Annotated in this window: 12 protein-coding genes; 1 reads left to right on the forward strand and 11 read right to left on the reverse strand. The window is 72.4% G+C overall.

What is annotated here, in order from left to right; all coding sequences use genetic code 11:
- Positions 1 to 114 precede the first annotated feature (114 nt).
- The 3 genes from SSP24_RS05635 to asnB form a co-directional block, all read right to left on the reverse strand.
- The gene (locus SSP24_RS05635) at positions 115 to 1356 is read right to left on the reverse strand and encodes a multidrug effflux MFS transporter (RefSeq protein ID WP_141307650.1); all 1242 of its coding nucleotides are present in this window, start codon (positions 1354 to 1356) and stop codon (positions 115 to 117) included.
- 123 nt (positions 1357 to 1479) lie between these two features.
- Positions 1480 to 2172, reverse strand: coding sequence for a DsbA family oxidoreductase (locus SSP24_RS05640; protein WP_141307651.1), 693 nt, complete (start codon positions 2170 to 2172; stop codon positions 1480 to 1482).
- Positions 2173 to 2176: 4 nt separating this feature from the next.
- On the reverse strand, positions 2177 to 4030 hold the full coding sequence (gene asnB / locus SSP24_RS05645; protein ID WP_141307652.1) for an asparagine synthase (glutamine-hydrolyzing): 1854 nt from the start codon (positions 4028 to 4030) through the stop codon (positions 2177 to 2179).
- Positions 4031 to 4292: 262 nt separating this feature from the next.
- Between asnB and SSP24_RS05650 the strand changes: the two genes are divergently transcribed.
- Positions 4293 to 5510, forward strand: coding sequence for a transaldolase family protein (locus tag SSP24_RS05650; RefSeq protein ID WP_167529520.1), 1218 nt, complete (start codon positions 4293 to 4295; stop codon positions 5508 to 5510).
- On the opposite strand, the gene SSP24_RS05655 is transcribed toward SSP24_RS05650, so the two are convergent.
- The 8 genes from SSP24_RS05655 to SSP24_RS05690 all read right to left on the reverse strand — a co-directional run bounded on the left by SSP24_RS05655 (position 5408) and on the right by SSP24_RS05690 (position 16707).
- Positions 5408 to 7447 (reverse strand): SWIM zinc finger family protein, encoded by a 2040-nt coding sequence (locus SSP24_RS05655; RefSeq protein WP_373306634.1) that lies wholly within the window; start codon positions 7445 to 7447, stop codon positions 5408 to 5410. The two genes, SSP24_RS05650 and SSP24_RS05655, sit on opposite strands and share 103 nt — an antisense overlap.
- A gap of 638 nt (positions 7448 to 8085) precedes the next feature.
- Complete coding sequence (locus SSP24_RS05660) at positions 8086 to 10926, reverse strand: SCO1167/SCO6262 family helicase (protein ID WP_141307654.1); 2841 nt, start codon at positions 10924 to 10926, stop codon at positions 8086 to 8088.
- Positions 10927 to 11012: 86 nt separating this feature from the next.
- On the reverse strand, positions 11013 to 11606 hold the full coding sequence (locus SSP24_RS05665; RefSeq protein ID WP_141307655.1) for a sugar kinase: 594 nt from the start codon (positions 11604 to 11606) through the stop codon (positions 11013 to 11015).
- The gene (locus SSP24_RS05670) at positions 11603 to 12784 is read right to left on the reverse strand and encodes an ROK family glucokinase (RefSeq protein WP_141307656.1); all 1182 of its coding nucleotides are present in this window, start codon (positions 12782 to 12784) and stop codon (positions 11603 to 11605) included. Before SSP24_RS05670 ends, SSP24_RS05665 begins: the two co-directional genes overlap by 4 nt.
- 139 nt (positions 12785 to 12923) lie before the next feature.
- Entirely contained in the window at positions 12924 to 13715 is a 792-nt protein-coding gene (locus SSP24_RS05675; RefSeq protein ID WP_141307657.1) for an ATP-binding cassette domain-containing protein, read from the reverse strand.
- Positions 13712 to 14740, reverse strand: coding sequence for an ABC transporter permease (locus SSP24_RS05680; protein ID WP_141307658.1), 1029 nt, complete (start codon positions 14738 to 14740; stop codon positions 13712 to 13714). Before SSP24_RS05680 ends, SSP24_RS05675 begins: the two co-directional genes overlap by 4 nt.
- Positions 14737 to 15753 (reverse strand): sugar ABC transporter substrate-binding protein, encoded by a 1017-nt coding sequence (locus SSP24_RS05685; RefSeq protein WP_444546194.1) that lies wholly within the window; start codon positions 15751 to 15753, stop codon positions 14737 to 14739. Before SSP24_RS05685 ends, SSP24_RS05680 begins: the two co-directional genes overlap by 4 nt.
- A 216-nt stretch (positions 15754 to 15969) precedes the next feature.
- Positions 15970 to 16707 (reverse strand): GntR family transcriptional regulator, encoded by a 738-nt coding sequence (locus SSP24_RS05690; protein ID WP_141307766.1) that lies wholly within the window; start codon positions 16705 to 16707, stop codon positions 15970 to 15972.
- Between the last annotated feature and the right edge of the window lie 27 nt (positions 16708 to 16734).

Here is a 16734-nt window from a genome sequence, read left to right on the forward strand (position 1 = left end):
AAGGAGAGGAGAGGTATCACCGCACTTCACGGGCGGTCGAATGTCCTGCGGAAATCCACTTTCGACTCGGGTGCGATCTCACTGGTTTCCCTATAGGTCGCCTCCAGAATGACATCAAGAATTCCCCAGAATCTGTTTCCGGGGCGCGGCTGCGAGGCACAGCAGGGCGAGGCCCGCGGACACGGTCATCCCGAGGAACAGCGGCAGCGCGGTGCGGTCGCCGCCGAGTCCCATCAAGGGGGCAGCCAGTGCGCCGAGCGCGCTCTGTGCGGTGCCGAGCACGGCGGAACCCGCGCCGGCCGCGTGCGGCACCGCGCCGATGGCGAGCGTCGTGCCGTTGGCGAAGACGAGCCCGAGCCCGACGAAGGCGAGCGCGAGCAGCGTGAAGGCGGCGATCCGGCCGAGCCGGTCCGCGGCCGTGACGGCGAGCGCGACCGTCGCGGCCGTGGCCAGCATGACCAGACCGGTGAGGAGCAGCGACCAGGGGGTGAAGCGGCCGACGAGGCGGGCGCTCAGGGCGCTGGACAGGGTGGCGGTGAGGGCGCCCGCGGCGAACGCCGCCGACGCCTGTCCGACGCTCAGGCCGAGCACGTTCTGCAGCAGGAACGGCGATCCGGAGATGTAGCAGAACAGGGCGGCGCTGCCGAAGGCGAAGGCGCCGGTGAACCCCAGATACGCACGGTCGGCGAGGACGGAGCGCACCGACCTGGCCACCGCTCCCGCCCCGACGGGGGTGCGGCGCGCGGCGGGCAGGCTCTCCGGAACGATGACGTAGGCGGCGGCGAAGGTCACCAGGGAGGCCGCCGCGAGGACCCAGAACACCGCCCGCCATCCGGCCGCGGTGACCACGGCGCCGCCCGCGATCGGCGCGACGATCGGGGCGACGCCGCCCAGCGCCATGAGGATGCCGAACAGCCGTGCCGCCTGCTCGCCCCGCGCGATGTCGGCGACCACCGCGCGCCCGACGACGAGCCCGGCCGCCCCGCCGACGCCGGTAAGCCAGCGCAGCAGGATCATCCACTCCAGCGAGGGCGCCACGGCGCACAGGGCGGTGGCAACGGCGCAGATCCCGGTGCCGATCAGGATCGGCCGCCGTCTGCCGTACCGGTCGGACAGCGGTCCGAACACGAGCTGCCCGAGGGCCAGTCCGACCATGAAGGCGGTCAGGGTGAGCTGGACTCCCGACGCGTTGGTGCGCAGCTCGTCCGCCATCGTCGGGAACGCGGGCAGATACATGTCGGTGGCGAGCGGCATCACGAACGACAGCAGTGCCAGGACCGCGGTGAGCGCGACAGAGGTCCGCGCCCGCCGGTCGGTGTGCGGCGGGCGCGGAGGTGACGACGGTGTCAGGGGCATACGGGGCTCCGATGACGAGGAGCCCGCGCCCGAGGCACCGGGCTCCGGACGGGTGCGGGTGAGACGCGAGACAGGAGCGGAGGGGAGGCGGAGAGGCGGACAGGGATGAGGGGTCCCGTGGGTTCAGGGGCCCGTCCCGGCCCCCTCCCCCGCCTCGGCCGCGTCGAGGAACGCCTCGGCCCAGCCGGGGTCGAACGACTCCAGGCACGGCAGACCGCCGTCGTTCGGGTCACCGGTCCAGGCAAGCCGGACGCCTGGGTTGTGCTCGGCCCAGCCGTGCGGCCCGAACAGGTGCGGGCTGCCTTGTACGCCGGTGTCGCGGGCGGCGTACCACTGCGCGAACACCTCGGCGCGGCCGGCCCCGCGGGCCAGCGCCCCGGCCAGTGCGTCCGCGTCGACCTCGGGGCAGCCCGCGGCGACGTCGAGGATGACCGGGACGATGCTGATGCAGCGGCTCTCGGCGTAGAAGGCGTGCCGCAGGGCCGCGTCCAGCGCGTCCGAGCCGCGCAGGCCGCCGATCGCCGGGTCCTTCGCCGCCTGTACGGCCTCCAGCGCGGGCAGTGTCGTGGCCGGATAGGCGGCGTCACGGCCCGCCCAGACGCGCCAGCCCAGTTCGGGCCGGGCGGCGCCGATGACGACGATCTCCGGTTCGACGATGTGCCGCGGTGTGGGCTCGGCGTTGAACAGTTCCAGGGGGAAGGCACGGTGGTCGATCAGCAGCTCGTGGCCGCGGGACCGGGCGGCGGCCCGCACGGTGTGCAGGGCGAGCCCGGCCCAGGGGCAGCCGATGTCGGACCAGACGGTGAGCACGGTCACGAGGTCACAGCTCCACCTTCACGCCGTACCGCCTGACCCAGGCGTCGAACTCCAAGAGCCGCTCCAGGACCGCACGGGCGCTCCACGGCCCGCCCATCGCGTACGCGCCGACGGGCCGGTCGAGCAGCTTGCGGACGGCGTCGGCGGAGACGAGCTGCAGCACCGGGGAGCCTTCGGTGAGCAGGCCCTCCACCATGGTGCGCAGGGCCAGTTCGTAGGTCACGTCCTGGGTCGAGGGGTACGGGTTCTTCTTGCGGTCCAGGACGGAGTCGGGGAGGATCCCGCGCATCGCGGCGCGCAGCAGGCTCTTCTCGCGGCCGTCGTGGTTCTTCATGGCCCAGGGGACGTTGAAGACGTAGTCGACGAGCCGGTGGTCGGTGAACGGGACGCGCACCTCCAGGCTGACGGCCATGCTCATCCGGTCCTTGCGGTCGAGCAGGAAGTTCTCCCAGCGGGTGATGTTGAGGTAGCTGATCTCGCGCATCCGGGCTTCGTGGCCCTGCTCGCCGGCGAGTCGTGGGACTTCGGCGAGGGCCTCGGCGTAGCGCTGCTTGATGTACTCGCCCAGCCCGAGCCGGTCCCAGATGCCGACGTCGCGCAGGGCGCCGATGCCGCCCGCCTTCTCGAAGGGGTGGTGCCACGGGAAGGTGTCCGCCTCGACGGCCTCCTTGTCGTGGAACCAGGTGTATCCGCCGAAGAGTTCGTCCGCCGCCTCCCCGGACAGCGCGACGGTCATCCGCTCCCTGAGCGCGCGGCACAGCAGGTACAGCGAGTACTCCATGTCACCGGTGGACACCGGCAGGTCCTGCGCGTGCAGCACCTTGGCCCGTACGTCCGGGTCGAGTACGTCGTCACTGTCGAGTTCGACGACGACGTGCTCGGCGCCGACGTGCCGGGCCACCTCGATCGCGAAGGGGGTGTCGGGGTCCTCCCACTGGACGTTGGCCTCGAAGCGCTCGTCGTGCCCGGTGAAGTCGACGGAGAAGGCGCGCAGTGGCCGGCGTTCACCCTGGGCGGCGAGGGCGCGGGCGGCGAGCGCGGTGACGGCGCTGGAGTCGAGGCCGCCGGAGAGCAGCGTGCCGACGGTGACGTCGGCGACGAGCTGCCGTTCGACGATGTCCTCCAGGAGCTCCCGCACATGGTTGACCGTGGTGGGCAGGTCGTCGGTGTGCTCGCGCGCGGTCAGCCGCCAGTACTCGCGTTCGCTCAGCCCGTCCTTGTCGAAGCGCACGACGGTCGCCGGGCGTACTTCGCGCAGGCCGCGGTAGATGGCGTGCCCGGGCGTCTTGACGATGCCGAACATCTCCCGCAGCCCGTCGGCGTCGACGACGGCCTCGGCCTCCGGGTGGCTGAGAACGGCCTTGGGCTCGGAGCCGAAGAGGATGCCGTCGTCGGTGAGGAAGTAGTAGAGCGGCTTGACGCCCATCCGGTCACGGACCAGCAGGAGTTGCTCGGTGCGCGGGTCCCACAGGGCGAAGGCGTACATGCCGTTGAGTCGTTCTGCGAAGTCCTCGCCCCATTCCAGGTAGGCGTGGAGCAGGACCTCGGTGTCGCTTGCGGTGCGGAACCGGTGCCCGAGGCGTTCCAGCTCGGCTCGTAGCTCACGGAAGTTGTAGATCTCCCCGGTGTAGGTGACGACCGGCGCGTCCGGCACACCGGGGGTGGCGCTCATCGGCTGTTTGCCGCCCTCCAGGTCGATGATGCTGAGCCGCTGGTGCCCGAGGAGCGCGTGTGCGGAGGCCCACATCCCGTGCGCGTCCGGGCCCCGGCACTCCATGGTGCGCGTCATGGCGGACGCGATGTCGGTGTGCCGGGTGAGATCGCGTCGCAGACTCACCCATCCCGCGAGACCGCACATCGTCAATCGGTTCCTTTCACTAGGGTCCGTGGGCAGCATGTGCGCGGCGCCGACCCCGGACCACACGGCGATGGTTACCTCGTCAGGTCCCGGCGTCCGCACCGGGCCGGTGGGCCGCGGACCTGACGAAGTGGCGGTCTTCACCTGCACCTGGTCCACCGCGTCCACCTACGGTGGCCCTTCACGGTCCGCGGGATCAGCGGCGTACCGACTTCGTGGTGGATTGACGGTGTTCACGGGGGAAGGGGAGGAAGACCATTCGATGAACGCCGGCGACACGACCGGCCGACACCTCAAACGGTTGCGCGCCGAGGGCGTGGCCGTCTGGCTGCGCGGGTTCCACCACTCCGACACCGTCGGCCAGTTGGCGCGCCTGGTGGCGGCGTGGGATCTGTCCGGGCTGACCTGGACCGTCGACGACGTGCCGGCGGCCGACGGCTGCGCGCGGCCGGCGGCGCTACGTGGCCCCGTGGCCGACCCGGTCCGGGCGCACCGGCGGCTGTCGACGGTGGCCGCGCGGGCGGCGTGCGACGTGCTGCTCCCGCTGTACGAGGCGAGCGGCGGCCGCAGGGGCCTGGTGTCGGTCGATCTCCCGCCGGACGCGCCGGACATGTCGCTGGGCGAACAGGTACGGGCGACGTGGTGGGCCGTCGACCGTCCCAATCTGCTCCTGAAGGTGCCGGGCACCGCCGGCAACCTGGACCTGGTGGGCTCCCTGGTCGCCGACGGCATCGGTGTCGACATCTCCCCGGTGTTCAGCGCGGCGCGCTACGAGCAGGTCTTCGCGGCGCTCTGCACCGGCCTGGAGCAGGCGCGTCGGGCGGGCCGTCCGCTGCGCCGCATCTGTACCGCCGTCTCGCTCCCCATCGCCCCGATCGACCAGTTGGTGGACCGTCGGCTGGGCGAGCGGGGTCTGGACGCGTCCCGCTATCCGACGGGCGAGGCGGCCCGGGCCCATGCCCGCCTCGTCTACCACCGCCACGAACAGGCCATGAGCGGCCCCCGCTGGCAGGCGCTCGCCGCGCACGGCGCCCATCTGCCCCACCTGGTCTGGACGTCCCTCGAACCGCCGGACCGGCCCTCGTACACGGACCACCTCATCGCCTGGGGCGTGGTCCACGCCGTCACCCGCGCCGCCTTGCCGTCCCTCACCCATGGCTCGGTCCTCATCGGCGACGCTCTGTCGGGGCGGCACATCACGGCCCGCCAGGACCTCGAGGCGCTGTACGCGTTCGGCCTGTCGTACGAGGTGCTGGCGGCGGAGCTCGAAGACGCCTGGCTGGCCTGGCGCGCAGGGCTCTGGTACGCCCGCTGGCGCGGTTCGGAGCAGGCCGCCGACGCGACCGAGGTCGCCGGAACTGCGAAGGACCACTCCGCTCACAATTCGTCCGTGGCGTCGATGCCGGTGAGGGCGCCGACCGGGTCGGGGTCGGGGGTGCCTCGGGGCCACCAGTCGTCCTGGCCCGGTTCGGACTCGTAGGCGTACCAGAGGGCGTCGCGGCCCAGGCGGAGCTGGATGTGGCCGTTCGGGTGGGTGAGGCGGTTGCGCCAGGGGCGGAAGGCGGGGAGGTCGGCGGCGAGGAGGAGGGGGCGGGCGCGGTCGAAGCGGCCGGCCGGTGGGTCCCAGGGTTCTTCAAGCGCAGCCAGTCCGTCGAGGCCGCCCTGACGCCAGGCGGCGACCGCGCGCGCCAGCTCCGCCGGGGTACGGCCGACGGCGGAGGCGAGCGAGGAGTACAGGGCCCGCGTGCCCGCGGTGAGGCCGGAGCCGGGGCGCGCCGCCGCGAGCCGTACCGCGTCCTGCCACAGCGTCAGCTCCGCCACCGGGTCGCGACCGGTGACGAGCAGGGCGTGGGCGCGGGCGGCGGCGTCGGTGGCCAGCTGGTCCAGCGCGAACGGGTCCGGGCCGCCCGGGGCGGCGGGGTAGACCGGGGGCTGCTCGGGATGCGGTGGGGCGGGCAACGGACGTGGCAGCGGAGGAAGTTCACGTGCGGCCAGGGCGTCGGTGGCCCGGATGCCCGGCAGCGGGGCCGGTTCCCGCTCCTGGGCGGCGCGGGCCGCGCGGGTGGCGTTGCGGCGGGAGAGGGCGTCGAGCAGCTCGCGTTCGCCCCGGCCGCGCAGCAGGAGCAGCACGAAGGGGTCGGCGTCGAGCAGGCGCGCGGTCTGGTAGCAGAGGGCGGCGGCGTGCTTGCAGGGGTGGCCGCGGTCGGGGCAACTGCAGTGCGGGTCGAGGTCGCCGGGGCCTGGCAGCAGGGGGACGTCGCCGTCCGCGAGCGACTGGGGCATCTCCTTGTCGAGCAGCGCGGCGATATGGCCGGGCCGTTCGGCGGCGGCGTCCAGGAACCGTTCCCAGTCCGCGTCGTCCAGCGTGCGCAGCCGCACCTGCACGCGGTACGGCCGGGGGCGGCTGCCGCGGACGTAGGCCAGGACGAGGCCCGGGGTCACCGTGATGGCGTCCACATGGCCCTGCTGGGCGTAACCACGTCCGCGCGCCAGCCGCTTGACGTCCAGCGCGCCTTGCTCCAACGCGGTGATCCAGGCGTTGCCCCACCAGGTCTCGGCGAAGGACGCGTCGTCGTCCGAGGGGCGGGGCGGGAAGGCGGGGAAGGTGCGGCGGAGGTCGCTGTCGCGGTGGGGGGAGGCCATGGAGCGAGGGGCGCGGGGGCCGCGGGGGGTTGCGGCGGTGGGCGTGGGGTGGGTGGTGGAGTCCTCAGGGGGTGCGTCGGGGGATGTGGAGTGGGAGGTCGTGTCCTCAGGGGATGCGGCGGGGGGTGCGGTGGGCGGACTGACCTGGTGTACGTCGTCGTCGGCGGCGGGCTCGTGCGTCGCGGCCGCGCGGGTCGCTGGCTTGAAGGTCGTCGCGAGCAACTCCCCTAGGGCATGGGGGCGTCGGAACCCGCCGGTGGGGCGGGCATGCGGGGCGCGGGGCGACGGGCTGGCTGCCGATCGAGCCCGTCGGTGTGCCGACCGTGGTTCCGGCTCCACGCCCGTCGTACCGATGTCCTCCCGTGCTTGACGGCCCTCGGCCTCCCGCTCACTCCGGGCGGCGCGCAACGCGTCGCGCGCGATGTCGGAGGGGCGGCTGGACGGTTCGGCCGCAGGGGCGTCCGAGGATTCACCGGGCTCCCGGCCCGATCCGCCCCTCAGTGCGTCAGCGGCCCCGGAGTCCTCAGCGACACCTCGCCCAGCCGACGCCGCCCGCCCCTGCGCAGCCCTAGCGGCGTCACCGGACTCCCGGTCCGATCCGCCCCCCAATGCCTCGGCCACCCCGGCGCCCCCGGCGCCATCCCGTCGAGCCGACACCGCCCGCCCCAGAGCAGCCCTGGCGGCGTCACCGGACTCCCGGTCCGATCCGCCCTTCAGTGCGTCAGCCGCTCCGGAGTCCCCGGAGTCCTCAGCGACACCTCGCCCAGCCGACACCGCCCGCCCCTGCGCAGCCCTAGCGGCGTCACCGAGCTCCCGGCCCCATCCGCCCCTCAGTGTGTCAGCCGCCCCGACGTCCCCGGCGTCCTCAGCGACACCTCGCCCAGCCGACACCGCACGCCCCAGCGCAGCCCTGGCGGCGTCACCGGACTCCCGGTCCGATCCGCCCTCCCATGCCTCGGCCGCCCCGGCGCCCCCGGCGCCGCCCCGTCGAGACGACACCCCCCGCCCCTGAGCAGCCCTGGCGGCGTCACCGGACTCCCGGCCCGATCCGCCCCCCAATGCCTCAGCCGCCCCGGCGCCCCCAGCGCCACCCCGCCGAGCCGACACTGCCCGCCGCAACGCAGCCCTGGCGGCGTCGCCGGGCCGGGGCTCCGGGCTCACCGGGCTGCCCGGCCCGGAGCTGGAAGCGGAGCCCGAGCGTCGGGCGCCCGCCGACGGCGTATCGTCCCCGGCCCCTTCAGCCCGCTCCCGAGCAGCCCACAGAGCCCGACGCGCCACATCAGCGGGCCGCGCCTGCGCCGCCTCTTCGCGCGAGCCGCCCTGAGCCTCCCCAGGCTCCTCCGCGTCCGGCATCCGCCCCTCATCGGGCACCTCGTCCTCACCCCACGCCCAGGACCGCCCCCGCTCCCCCGTCACGACGCCCTCCGCAGCGACACGAGGTCGGACAGCTCACGGTCCGTCAGCTCCGTGAGGGCCGCCTCCCCGGAGCCGAGGATCGCGTCGGCCAGGGCGCGCTTGGACTCCAGCATCTCGGCGATGCGGTCCTCCACCGTGCCCTCGGTGATCAGGCGGTGGACCTGGACGGGCTGGGTCTGGCCGATGCGGTAGGCGCGGTCGGTGGCCTGTTCCTCCACCGCCGGGTTCCACCAGCGGTCGAAGTGGACGACGTGGCCCGCGCGGGTGAGGTTCAGCCCGGTGCCGGCGGCCTTGAGGGACAGAACCAGGACCGGGGTGGCGCCGCCCTGGAAGCGGTCCACCATGCGTTCGCGCTCCGGCACCGGTGTGCCGCCGTGCAACAGGTCCACCGGGACGGCACGGGCGGTCAGGTGGGACGTGATCAGGCGGGCCATGCCGACGTACTGCGTGAAGACCAGCGCCGAACCGTCCTCCGCGAGCAGTGTGTCCAGCAGCTCGTCCAGCAGGGCGAGTTTGCCGGAGCGGGCGGCGAGCCGGTCACCGCCGTACGGGCTGTGCTCCTCCTTCAGGTACAGCGCCGGGTGGTTGCAGATCTGCTTCAGCGAGGTCAGCAGCTTGAGCACCAGGCCGCGGCGGGCGATGCCCTCCGCCGTCTCGATGGTGAGCATGGACTCCCGCACCACCGCCTCGTACAGCGCGGCCTGTTCGCGGGTGAGTGGCACTGGGTGGTCGGTCTCGGTCTTGGGCGGCAGCTCGGGAACGATACCGGGGTCGGACTTCTTGCGGCGCAGCAGGAACGGGCGGACCAGGCGGGCGAGCCGGGTCACCGCCTCCCCGTCCTCGCCGGTCTCCACCGCGCGCGCGTGCCGGGCGCGGAAGGACTTCAGGGGGCCGAGCAGGCCGGGCGTCGTCCAGTCCAGCAGCGCCCACAGCTCGGAGAGGTTGTTCTCGACGGGGGTGCCGGTGAGGGCGACGCGCGCGGGCGTCGGGATGGTGCGCAGGGCCTTCGCCGTGGCCGAGTAGGGGTTCTTGACGTGCTGCGCCTCGTCGGCGACGACCATGCCCCACTTCTGCCGGGCCAGCGTGGCCGCCGCCGATCGCATCGTGCCGTACGTGGTGAGGACGAAGCCGCCGTCGAGGTCGTCCAGGGTGCGTTCCGTGCCGTGGTGGCGGCGGACGGGGACGCCGGGCGCGAACCGCTCGATCTCCCGCTGCCAGTTGCCCAGTAGGGAGGCCGGGCAGACCACCAAAGTCGGTTCGGTGCGGGCCCGTTTGAGGTGGAGGGCGATGACGGTGACCGTCTTGCCGAGTCCCATGTCGTCGGCGAGGCAGCCGCCGAGGCCGAGGGAGGTCATCAGGTCGAGCCAGGCCAGGCCCCGGAGTTGGTAGTCACGGAGGGTGGCACGGAGCCCGGGGGGTGGTTCGGCGGGCCGTACCCCGGCGGTGAGGCGGTCGCGCAGGGCGGCCAGCGCACCGACCGGCACCGCCTCGACCTGCTCGCCGTCGACCTCCGCGGTGCCGGTGAGCGCGGCGGACAGGGCGTCCACCGGGTCGAGCAGGCCCAGTTCGCGCTTGCGGGCCTTGCGGACGAGCGCCGGGTCGACCAGGACCCACTGGTCGCGCAGCCGGACGACGGGGCGGTGGGCCTCGGCGAGCGCGTCCATCTCGGCCTCGCTGAGCGGCTCCCCGCCGAGCGCCAACTGCCAGCGGAACTGCAGCAGTTCCTCACTCTCGAAGAAGCCGGTGCCGTCGGTCGCCGAGCCCGGCGCGGGCCGAACCACCGCGGCCGCCGTCAGGTCCCGTGCCAGGTCGCGGGGCCAGTGCACGGCGACGCCCGCCGCCGCGAGCCGGGCGGCCGCCGCGCCCAGCAGATCACTCAGCTCCGGCTCGGACAGGGCGAGCACATCGGGCACGTCCTGCTCGGCAAGCCGGTCCAGCGGCGCCCAGACACGCGCGGCGCGCCGGACGGCGAGAGCTGCGTCCACACGCGCGCGGGGACCGAAGTCGCCGTCCGCGTCCCCCGTCCACAGCGCCGCCGCGTCCACGACGAGCGTCGGGTCGGCGAGGCTGTGCACCTGCACGATCGCGGCGCCCGCCCGGCGTACCCGGTCGCCGTCCTCGCCCGCGTCGAACAGGTCGTGCGCCGCCAGGTCCAGGCGCAGCGAGATCCGCACGCCCGCGTCCATCCCGGCGGCGACCTCCGCGGCCCAGTCGTGGGCATCGGGCAGGCGCTGGGGCGGGACGGCCGCGAAGGGCTTGCCGCAGGCGTGTGCGGCGGCGGGGGTGCGCGGCAGGGTATCCGCGACCGCGTCCAGGAAGGCCCGCATCAGCGCCTCCGGCTCGGGCAGCCGCAGCGGGCCCGGTCCTGGCAGCGGCACCGCATGCCCCTCGTACGGCAGCGCGGCGGCCACCGCACGCAGGTGGGCGATGTCATCGGGGTCGAGGGGCCCGGCCCGCCAGGCGTCGTGCCCGGTGGGCGTCAGCCCGGGCAGCAGTCGCCCCCGCGCGGCGAGCCGCAGCGCGTGCAGCGCAGCCGCGCCCCAGCAGGCCGTGGCGGGGTGGGCGGCCGGGTCGTGCCGGGCCCGGACGAGCGACGGCAGGGCCTCGCCGACCGGCAGGGTCAGCGCCGGGATCTCCTTGCGACGGACGCCGGACCCATGGGGTCGTACGACGGTCAGGGGCGTGGACGCGAGGCCGGGCGCCGTCGACGTAACCCCGCCGTCCGGGTCCCAGAAAGCCACCCGTCCCTCACGTGGCACCGGTGCCGGAAGGAACACAGCCGCCAGCCCCTGGGGCATCGATCCACCCATACGTCCTGTCACCTCCCGCCCGCACATCGGATCAGTCGTCTTCGACTCTACGGGCGGGGTCTGACAATCGGCCCCGGCGGCCGACCGCGAGGGACCGGAGGCAACCGGACCGGTCAGGGAACCAGGCGCGAGACGACGTAGACCGTCGGATACTTCGGATTGCCGGTGTTCACCACGATGTCCTGCGTCGGCTTGGGGTTCTTCTGCTGGTGCACCAGGCCCCAGTTCGCGCCCGGCCGGGCGCCGGGGCCCGAGAACCTCCAGCCGGTGACCTGCTGGTCGCGCGAGCCGATCGTGACGTCGCCCTTCGTCAGCTCGCTCCGGCTGACGCCCACCTGCTTGAGGAAGCGGTCCAGCCCGGCGTGCGTGGTCTGGAACTGCACGTACAGCCGGCTGGTCTTCCAGTTGTTCGTCTCGTACCAGGCGACCCTGTTGGACGGACGCGGTATCGGCACCTGGTACAGCCGCCGCTGCACCTTCGACGGCCAGCCCTTGGTCAGCCCCCGCGCCGAGTACTTCTCCTCCTTGTCCTTGCCGCTGTTGCGGCTCTGGTTGGCGGAGATCACAAGGTATCCGGCGGGGATGCCGATGAGCAGCACGATGATCAGCAGGGTGAGCGCCCTGCGGCGGATCACATGGCGGCGGTCCTCGGCCGGCACCTGTGCCTCGTCGGCCGGACCGGCTTGCGGCGGCAGCGTACCCGTCACAGCGACTCCTGGCTGCGGCGGGCCTGCGCGTACCGCTCGTAGCGTTCGTACCGCTCCACCCTGCGCCGTTTGGCGCGCCGGAAGCGGCGGGCGACCAGCCGGGCGAGGTCGGCGGCGCCGACCATGCCGGCCTCGGGGCCGAGCTGGGCGCGCACGATACGGGCCTCGGGGCGGTAGCCGCGGCCGGTGAGGTGCCGCTTGAAGGCGTCCCGGGCGGGCCCGATGAGCAGGTCGTCGGCGGCCGAGACCCCGCCGCCGATCACGAAGCAGGACGGGTCGAGGGCGGCGGCCAGGTTGGCGATGCCGACGCCGAGCCACTGGCCGATGTCCTGGAGCAGCTCGATGCACATCGCGTCGCCCTCGCGGGCCAGCTCGGTGATCATCGGGCCGGTGATGTCGCCGATGCTGCCCTTGACGTGCTCGATGATCCCGTACGCCACCGGGGAGTCGGCAGCGGCCAGCTCGCGCGCCTCCCTGACCAGCGCGTTGCCGGAGCTGTACTGCTCCCAGCAGCCGCGGTTGCCGCACGGGCAGCGGTGGCCGCCGGGCACGACCTGCATATGGCCGAACTCGCCGGCGACCCCGTACTTGCCGCGCTTGACCTGACAGTCCTCCAGGATCGCGCCGCCGATGCCGGTACCGAGCGTGATCATGACGAGGTGGTCCTCGCCGCGGCCCGCGCCGAAGCGCCACTCGGCCCAGGCGGCGGTGTTGGCGTCGTTGTCCACCAGGACCGGGACCGCGAGGCGGCCGGCGATGCGGTCGCGCAGCGGCTCGTTCCGCCAGGACAGGTGGGGTGCGAACAGGACGCGGTTGCGGTCGGCGTCGACCCAGCCGGCCGCGCCGATGCCGACCGCGTGCACGTCGTGGCGGTCGGACAGGTCCAGGACCAGTTCGACGATGGTGTCCTCGACGACCTTGGGGCTCTTGGACTTGTCCGGGGTCTCCGTGCGGAGCTTCTCCAGGATGTTGCCGTCGGCGTCCACGACGCCCGCCATCACCTTCGTGCCGCCGATGTCGATGCCGACGGTGGGCACGCGGGGTGCCGTCAGGTGGGAACGGCGCTCCCGGGTGCCCACAGTGCGCAGCGCTGTCGCGCGCCTGGAGCCGATGGGGGCGCCGGTCACGCGGGTGTTGCTCAGTGACCTCGGGAAGGCTAGGTCGCGGTAGGTGCTCATCACCGGCGATTCTGCCTCACCGTGACTCAGGGTGCGGTAAGGGGATCGTGGGGGGCTTCCGGTTGTCTGCCGGGTGCGGGTTCGTTGTGGTTTCTCGCGCCCACGCGGCGGAGCCGCATATTGACACAGTCCCGCGCCCCTAGGTGCGCTGTAGCTCGTGGCGCAGATCGTCGAGGTCGTTTCCGCCTGCCATCTGGCGTGTCAGCTCGTCCAGGGTGATCGAGTCCCTGGTGTGGCTTCCTGCCATCGAACCCCGCTTCAGGAGCACGAAGCGGTCGCCCACCATGTACGCGTGATGCGGGTTGTGGGTGATCAATACAACACCCAAACCCTGGTCCCGTGCCGCCGCCACATACTTCAGGACGACCCCGGACTGCTTCACTCCGAGGGCCGCCGTCGGCTCGTCCAGGACGAGGACCTTGGCGCCGAAGTGGACGGCCCGGGCGATCGCCACGCACTGGCGCTCGCCGCCGGAGAGGGTGCCGATGGGCTGGTCGACGTCGCGCAGGTCGATGCCCATGCGCAGCAGTTCGGAGTGGGTGGTGCGGCGCATGAAGTCGACGTCCATGCGCTTGAAGGGGCCGAGGCCCTTGCGGGGCTCGGAGCCGAGGAAGAAGTTGCGCCAGACCGGCATCAGCGATACGACGGCCAGGTCCTGGTAGACGGTGGCGATACCGCGGTCCAGGGCCTCGCGCGGGGAGCCGAGGCGGGTCTCCTCGCCGTCGATGCGCAGGGTGCCGCCGTCGTGTTGGTGCAGTCCGGCGATGATCTTGATCAGGGTCGACTTGCCTGCGCCGTTGTCGCCGAGCACGCAGGTGATCTCCCCGGCGTGCACCTGAAGGGAGACGCCTTCGAGGGCGCGGACATTGCCGTAGTGCTTGCTGACGTCGGACAGCTCCACGAGTGCCGTACGTCCCGCCGATTGCGTCACTTGCTTGCCTCCGCGCGCTTGCGGACCCAGGCGTTGAGCAGGGTCGCGAGGAGCAGCATCGCTCCGAGGAAGAACTTGAACCAGTCGGGGTTCCACTCGGCGAAGACGATGCCCTTGCTGGTCATGCCGAAGATGAACGCGCCGACCGCCGAGCCGACCGCGCTGCCGTAGCCGCCGGTGATCAGGCAGCCGCCGATGACGGCGGCGATGATGTAGATCAGCTCGTTGCCGACGCCCTCGCCGGACTGGACGACGTCGTAGCTGAAGAGCAGGTGCTGGCCGGAGATCCAGGCGCCGAACGCCACCCCCATGTAGAGGCCGATCTTGGTCTTGGTGACCGGGACGCCGACCGCGCGGGCCGCGTCCTGGTTGCCGCCGACGGCGAAGATCCAGTTGCCGGCGCGGGTGCGCAGCAGGATCCAGCTGGCAAGGGCGACCAGGGCGAACCACCACAGGATTGTGATCTTGAAGTCGACGCCGCCGAGGGTCAGCGTGGCGGCGAAGACGTCGTGTGCGGTGGGGAAGCCCTCCATGTCGGCGATGGTCTTGGTGGAGACCGTGCCGGAGATCAGCTTGGTGAGGCCGAGGTTGATGCCGGTCAGCATCAGGAACGTGCCGAGCGTGATGATGAAGCTCGGCAGTTTGGTGCGGGTGAGCATGAAGCCGTTGAAGGCGCCGACGGCGAGGGTGGCGAGCAGGGAGACGCCGACGCCGACCCAGACGTTGGCCGTCATCTGGTAGCTGAACATCGAGGAGATCAACGCGGACGACGTCACCATGACGCCCGCGGACAGGTCGAACTCGCCGCCGATCATCAGCAGCGCGACCGGGACGGCCATGATGCCGATCGTCGAGGAGGCGTAGAGGACCGTGCTCAGGCTCGGCGCCTTCAGGAAGCTGTCGGCGGACAGGGCGAAGAAGAGGAAGACGGCGGCGGCGCCGACGACCGAGCCCAGTTCCGGGCGGCTCAGCAGCTTCCGCAGCGGAGAGGCGTGCAGAATCCTTTCGCCAGTGATCGCGGTCATCGGGTGCCCCGCTCGGTGTACTCGGCCAGCGCGCCCGCCTGGTCCTTGGTGATGATCTGCGGGCCGGTGAGCACCGGCCGGCCGCCGCCGAGGACATCGGCGTTGTACTTGTACAGCCACAGCAGGTCGACCGCCTCGTAGCCCTGGAGGTAGGGCTGCTGGTCGACGGCGAAGCCGAGGGTGCCGTCCTTCAGTCCGGCGGCCACCTTGGCGTTCAGGTCGAAGGTGTCGATCTCGGCCTCACTGCCCGCGCTCTGCTTGGCCTTGACGGCGGTGTCGGCGTACGGGGCGCCGAGGGTGACGACGGCGTCGACCGAGCTGTCGGACTGGAGCTTGGCCTCGATGGCGGACTGCACGTCGGGCATGTTGGTGCCGGTGACGTAGAGGTTCTGCACGGTGCCGTCGAAGGTCTCCTTCAGCCCGGCGCAGCGCTGTTCGTGGCCGACGTTGCCCTGCTCGTGCAGGATGCACAGCGCCTTCTTCTTGCCGCGCTTGGTCAGCTCCGCGCCGACGGCCTGGCCGGCGATCGTCTCGTCCTGGCCGATGTGGGTGAGCGCGCCGAACTCCTTGGACTCCGCCGAACCCGAGTTCACTGTGATCACCGGAATGCCCGCCTTGACCGCACGGGCGACGGCGGCCTTCAGCGCGTCCGGCTTGGCGAGGGTGACGATGATGCCGTCGACCTTCTTGTCGACGGCCGCGTCCACCAGCTGCGCCTGCTGCTGCGCCTCGTCGTCGTGGGAGTACAGGAAGTTGATGTTGTCCTTCACGGCGGCCTGCTCCGCGCCGCTCTGGACGATGTCCCAGAAGGTGTCGCCATCGCCCGAGTGGGTGACCATGGCGAACGTCCAGCGGGGGGTGTTCACCGCCGCCTTCCCCTGCGCGGCCGCGGCCTTGCGGGCGTCCTCGGCGCGTTTGCCGCCGGTGCTGCTGCACCCCGCGAGGGACGCGCACAGCGCCCCTGCCACCGCGATGCCTACCCAGGTCCGAAACCCGGTCCCAAACCGTGCCACGAGGCCGTGCCCTTCTTGCTGTGTTCTCCGGTACGCAAGGGGCCGGTCATCCCACCGACCCCAAACGCCCCAGTATCGAACACAAGGATCACGCGGCCCGCGACCGGGGAGCGCGACCCGGTCGCATTGTCCGGACATTGCGACGAATCGCGCGGCGGGACAGGTCGGCTGTCAGGGCCGTCAGGGCTCTCGGGGCTCTCAGGGCTCTCAGGGCTCTCAGGGCCGTACGAGCAACTGGAACTCGAAGGAGTAACGCGTCGGACGGTAGGTGTGCGTGCCGTACTCGACCGCGCGGCCGGTGTCGTCGAACGTCGTGCGCTGCATGGTCAGCAGCGGGGCGCCCTCGCTCTCGCCGAGCCGCTCGGCCTCGGCGGCGGTGGCGGCCCGGGCGCCGATGGACTGGCGGGCGCTGTGCAGGGTGATCCCGGCGGCACGCATCAGCCGGTACAGGCCGGTGGCCTCCAGCTGCTCGGTGTCCAGTTCGATCAGGCCGGTGGGCAGGAAGTTGCACAGGTACGCCATCGGCTCGCCGTGCGCCAGCCGCAGCCGTTCGACGCGGTGTACGTCGCTGCCCTCGGCCACTCCGAGCGCGGCCGCCACCTCGGCGGACGCCGGGACGACGGTGTTGACAAGGACCTTCGTGGCCGGACGCTGCCCGGCCGCCTCCAGGTCGTCGTAGAGGCTGCTCAGCTCCAGCGGGCGCTTGACCTGGCTGTGCACGACCTGGGTGCCGACGCCCCGGCGGCGTACCAGCAGGCCCTTGTCGACCAGGGACTGGATGGCCTGGCGGACCGTGGGGCGGGACAGGCCGAGCCGGGCGGCGAGCTCGATCTCGTTGCCCAGCAGGCTGCCGGGCGTGAGCGTGCCGTGCTCGATGGCGGCCTCCAGCTGCTGGGACAGCTGGAAGTACAACGGCACGGGTGAGCTGCGGTCCACGCTGAGGTCGAGCTGCACGGTCGGGTCCACGTCTGGTTTCGGCAC

The organism is Streptomyces spinoverrucosus (genome assembly GCF_006539505.1).
Lineage (GTDB): Bacteria > Actinomycetota > Actinomycetes > Streptomycetales > Streptomycetaceae > Streptomyces > Streptomyces spinoverrucosus.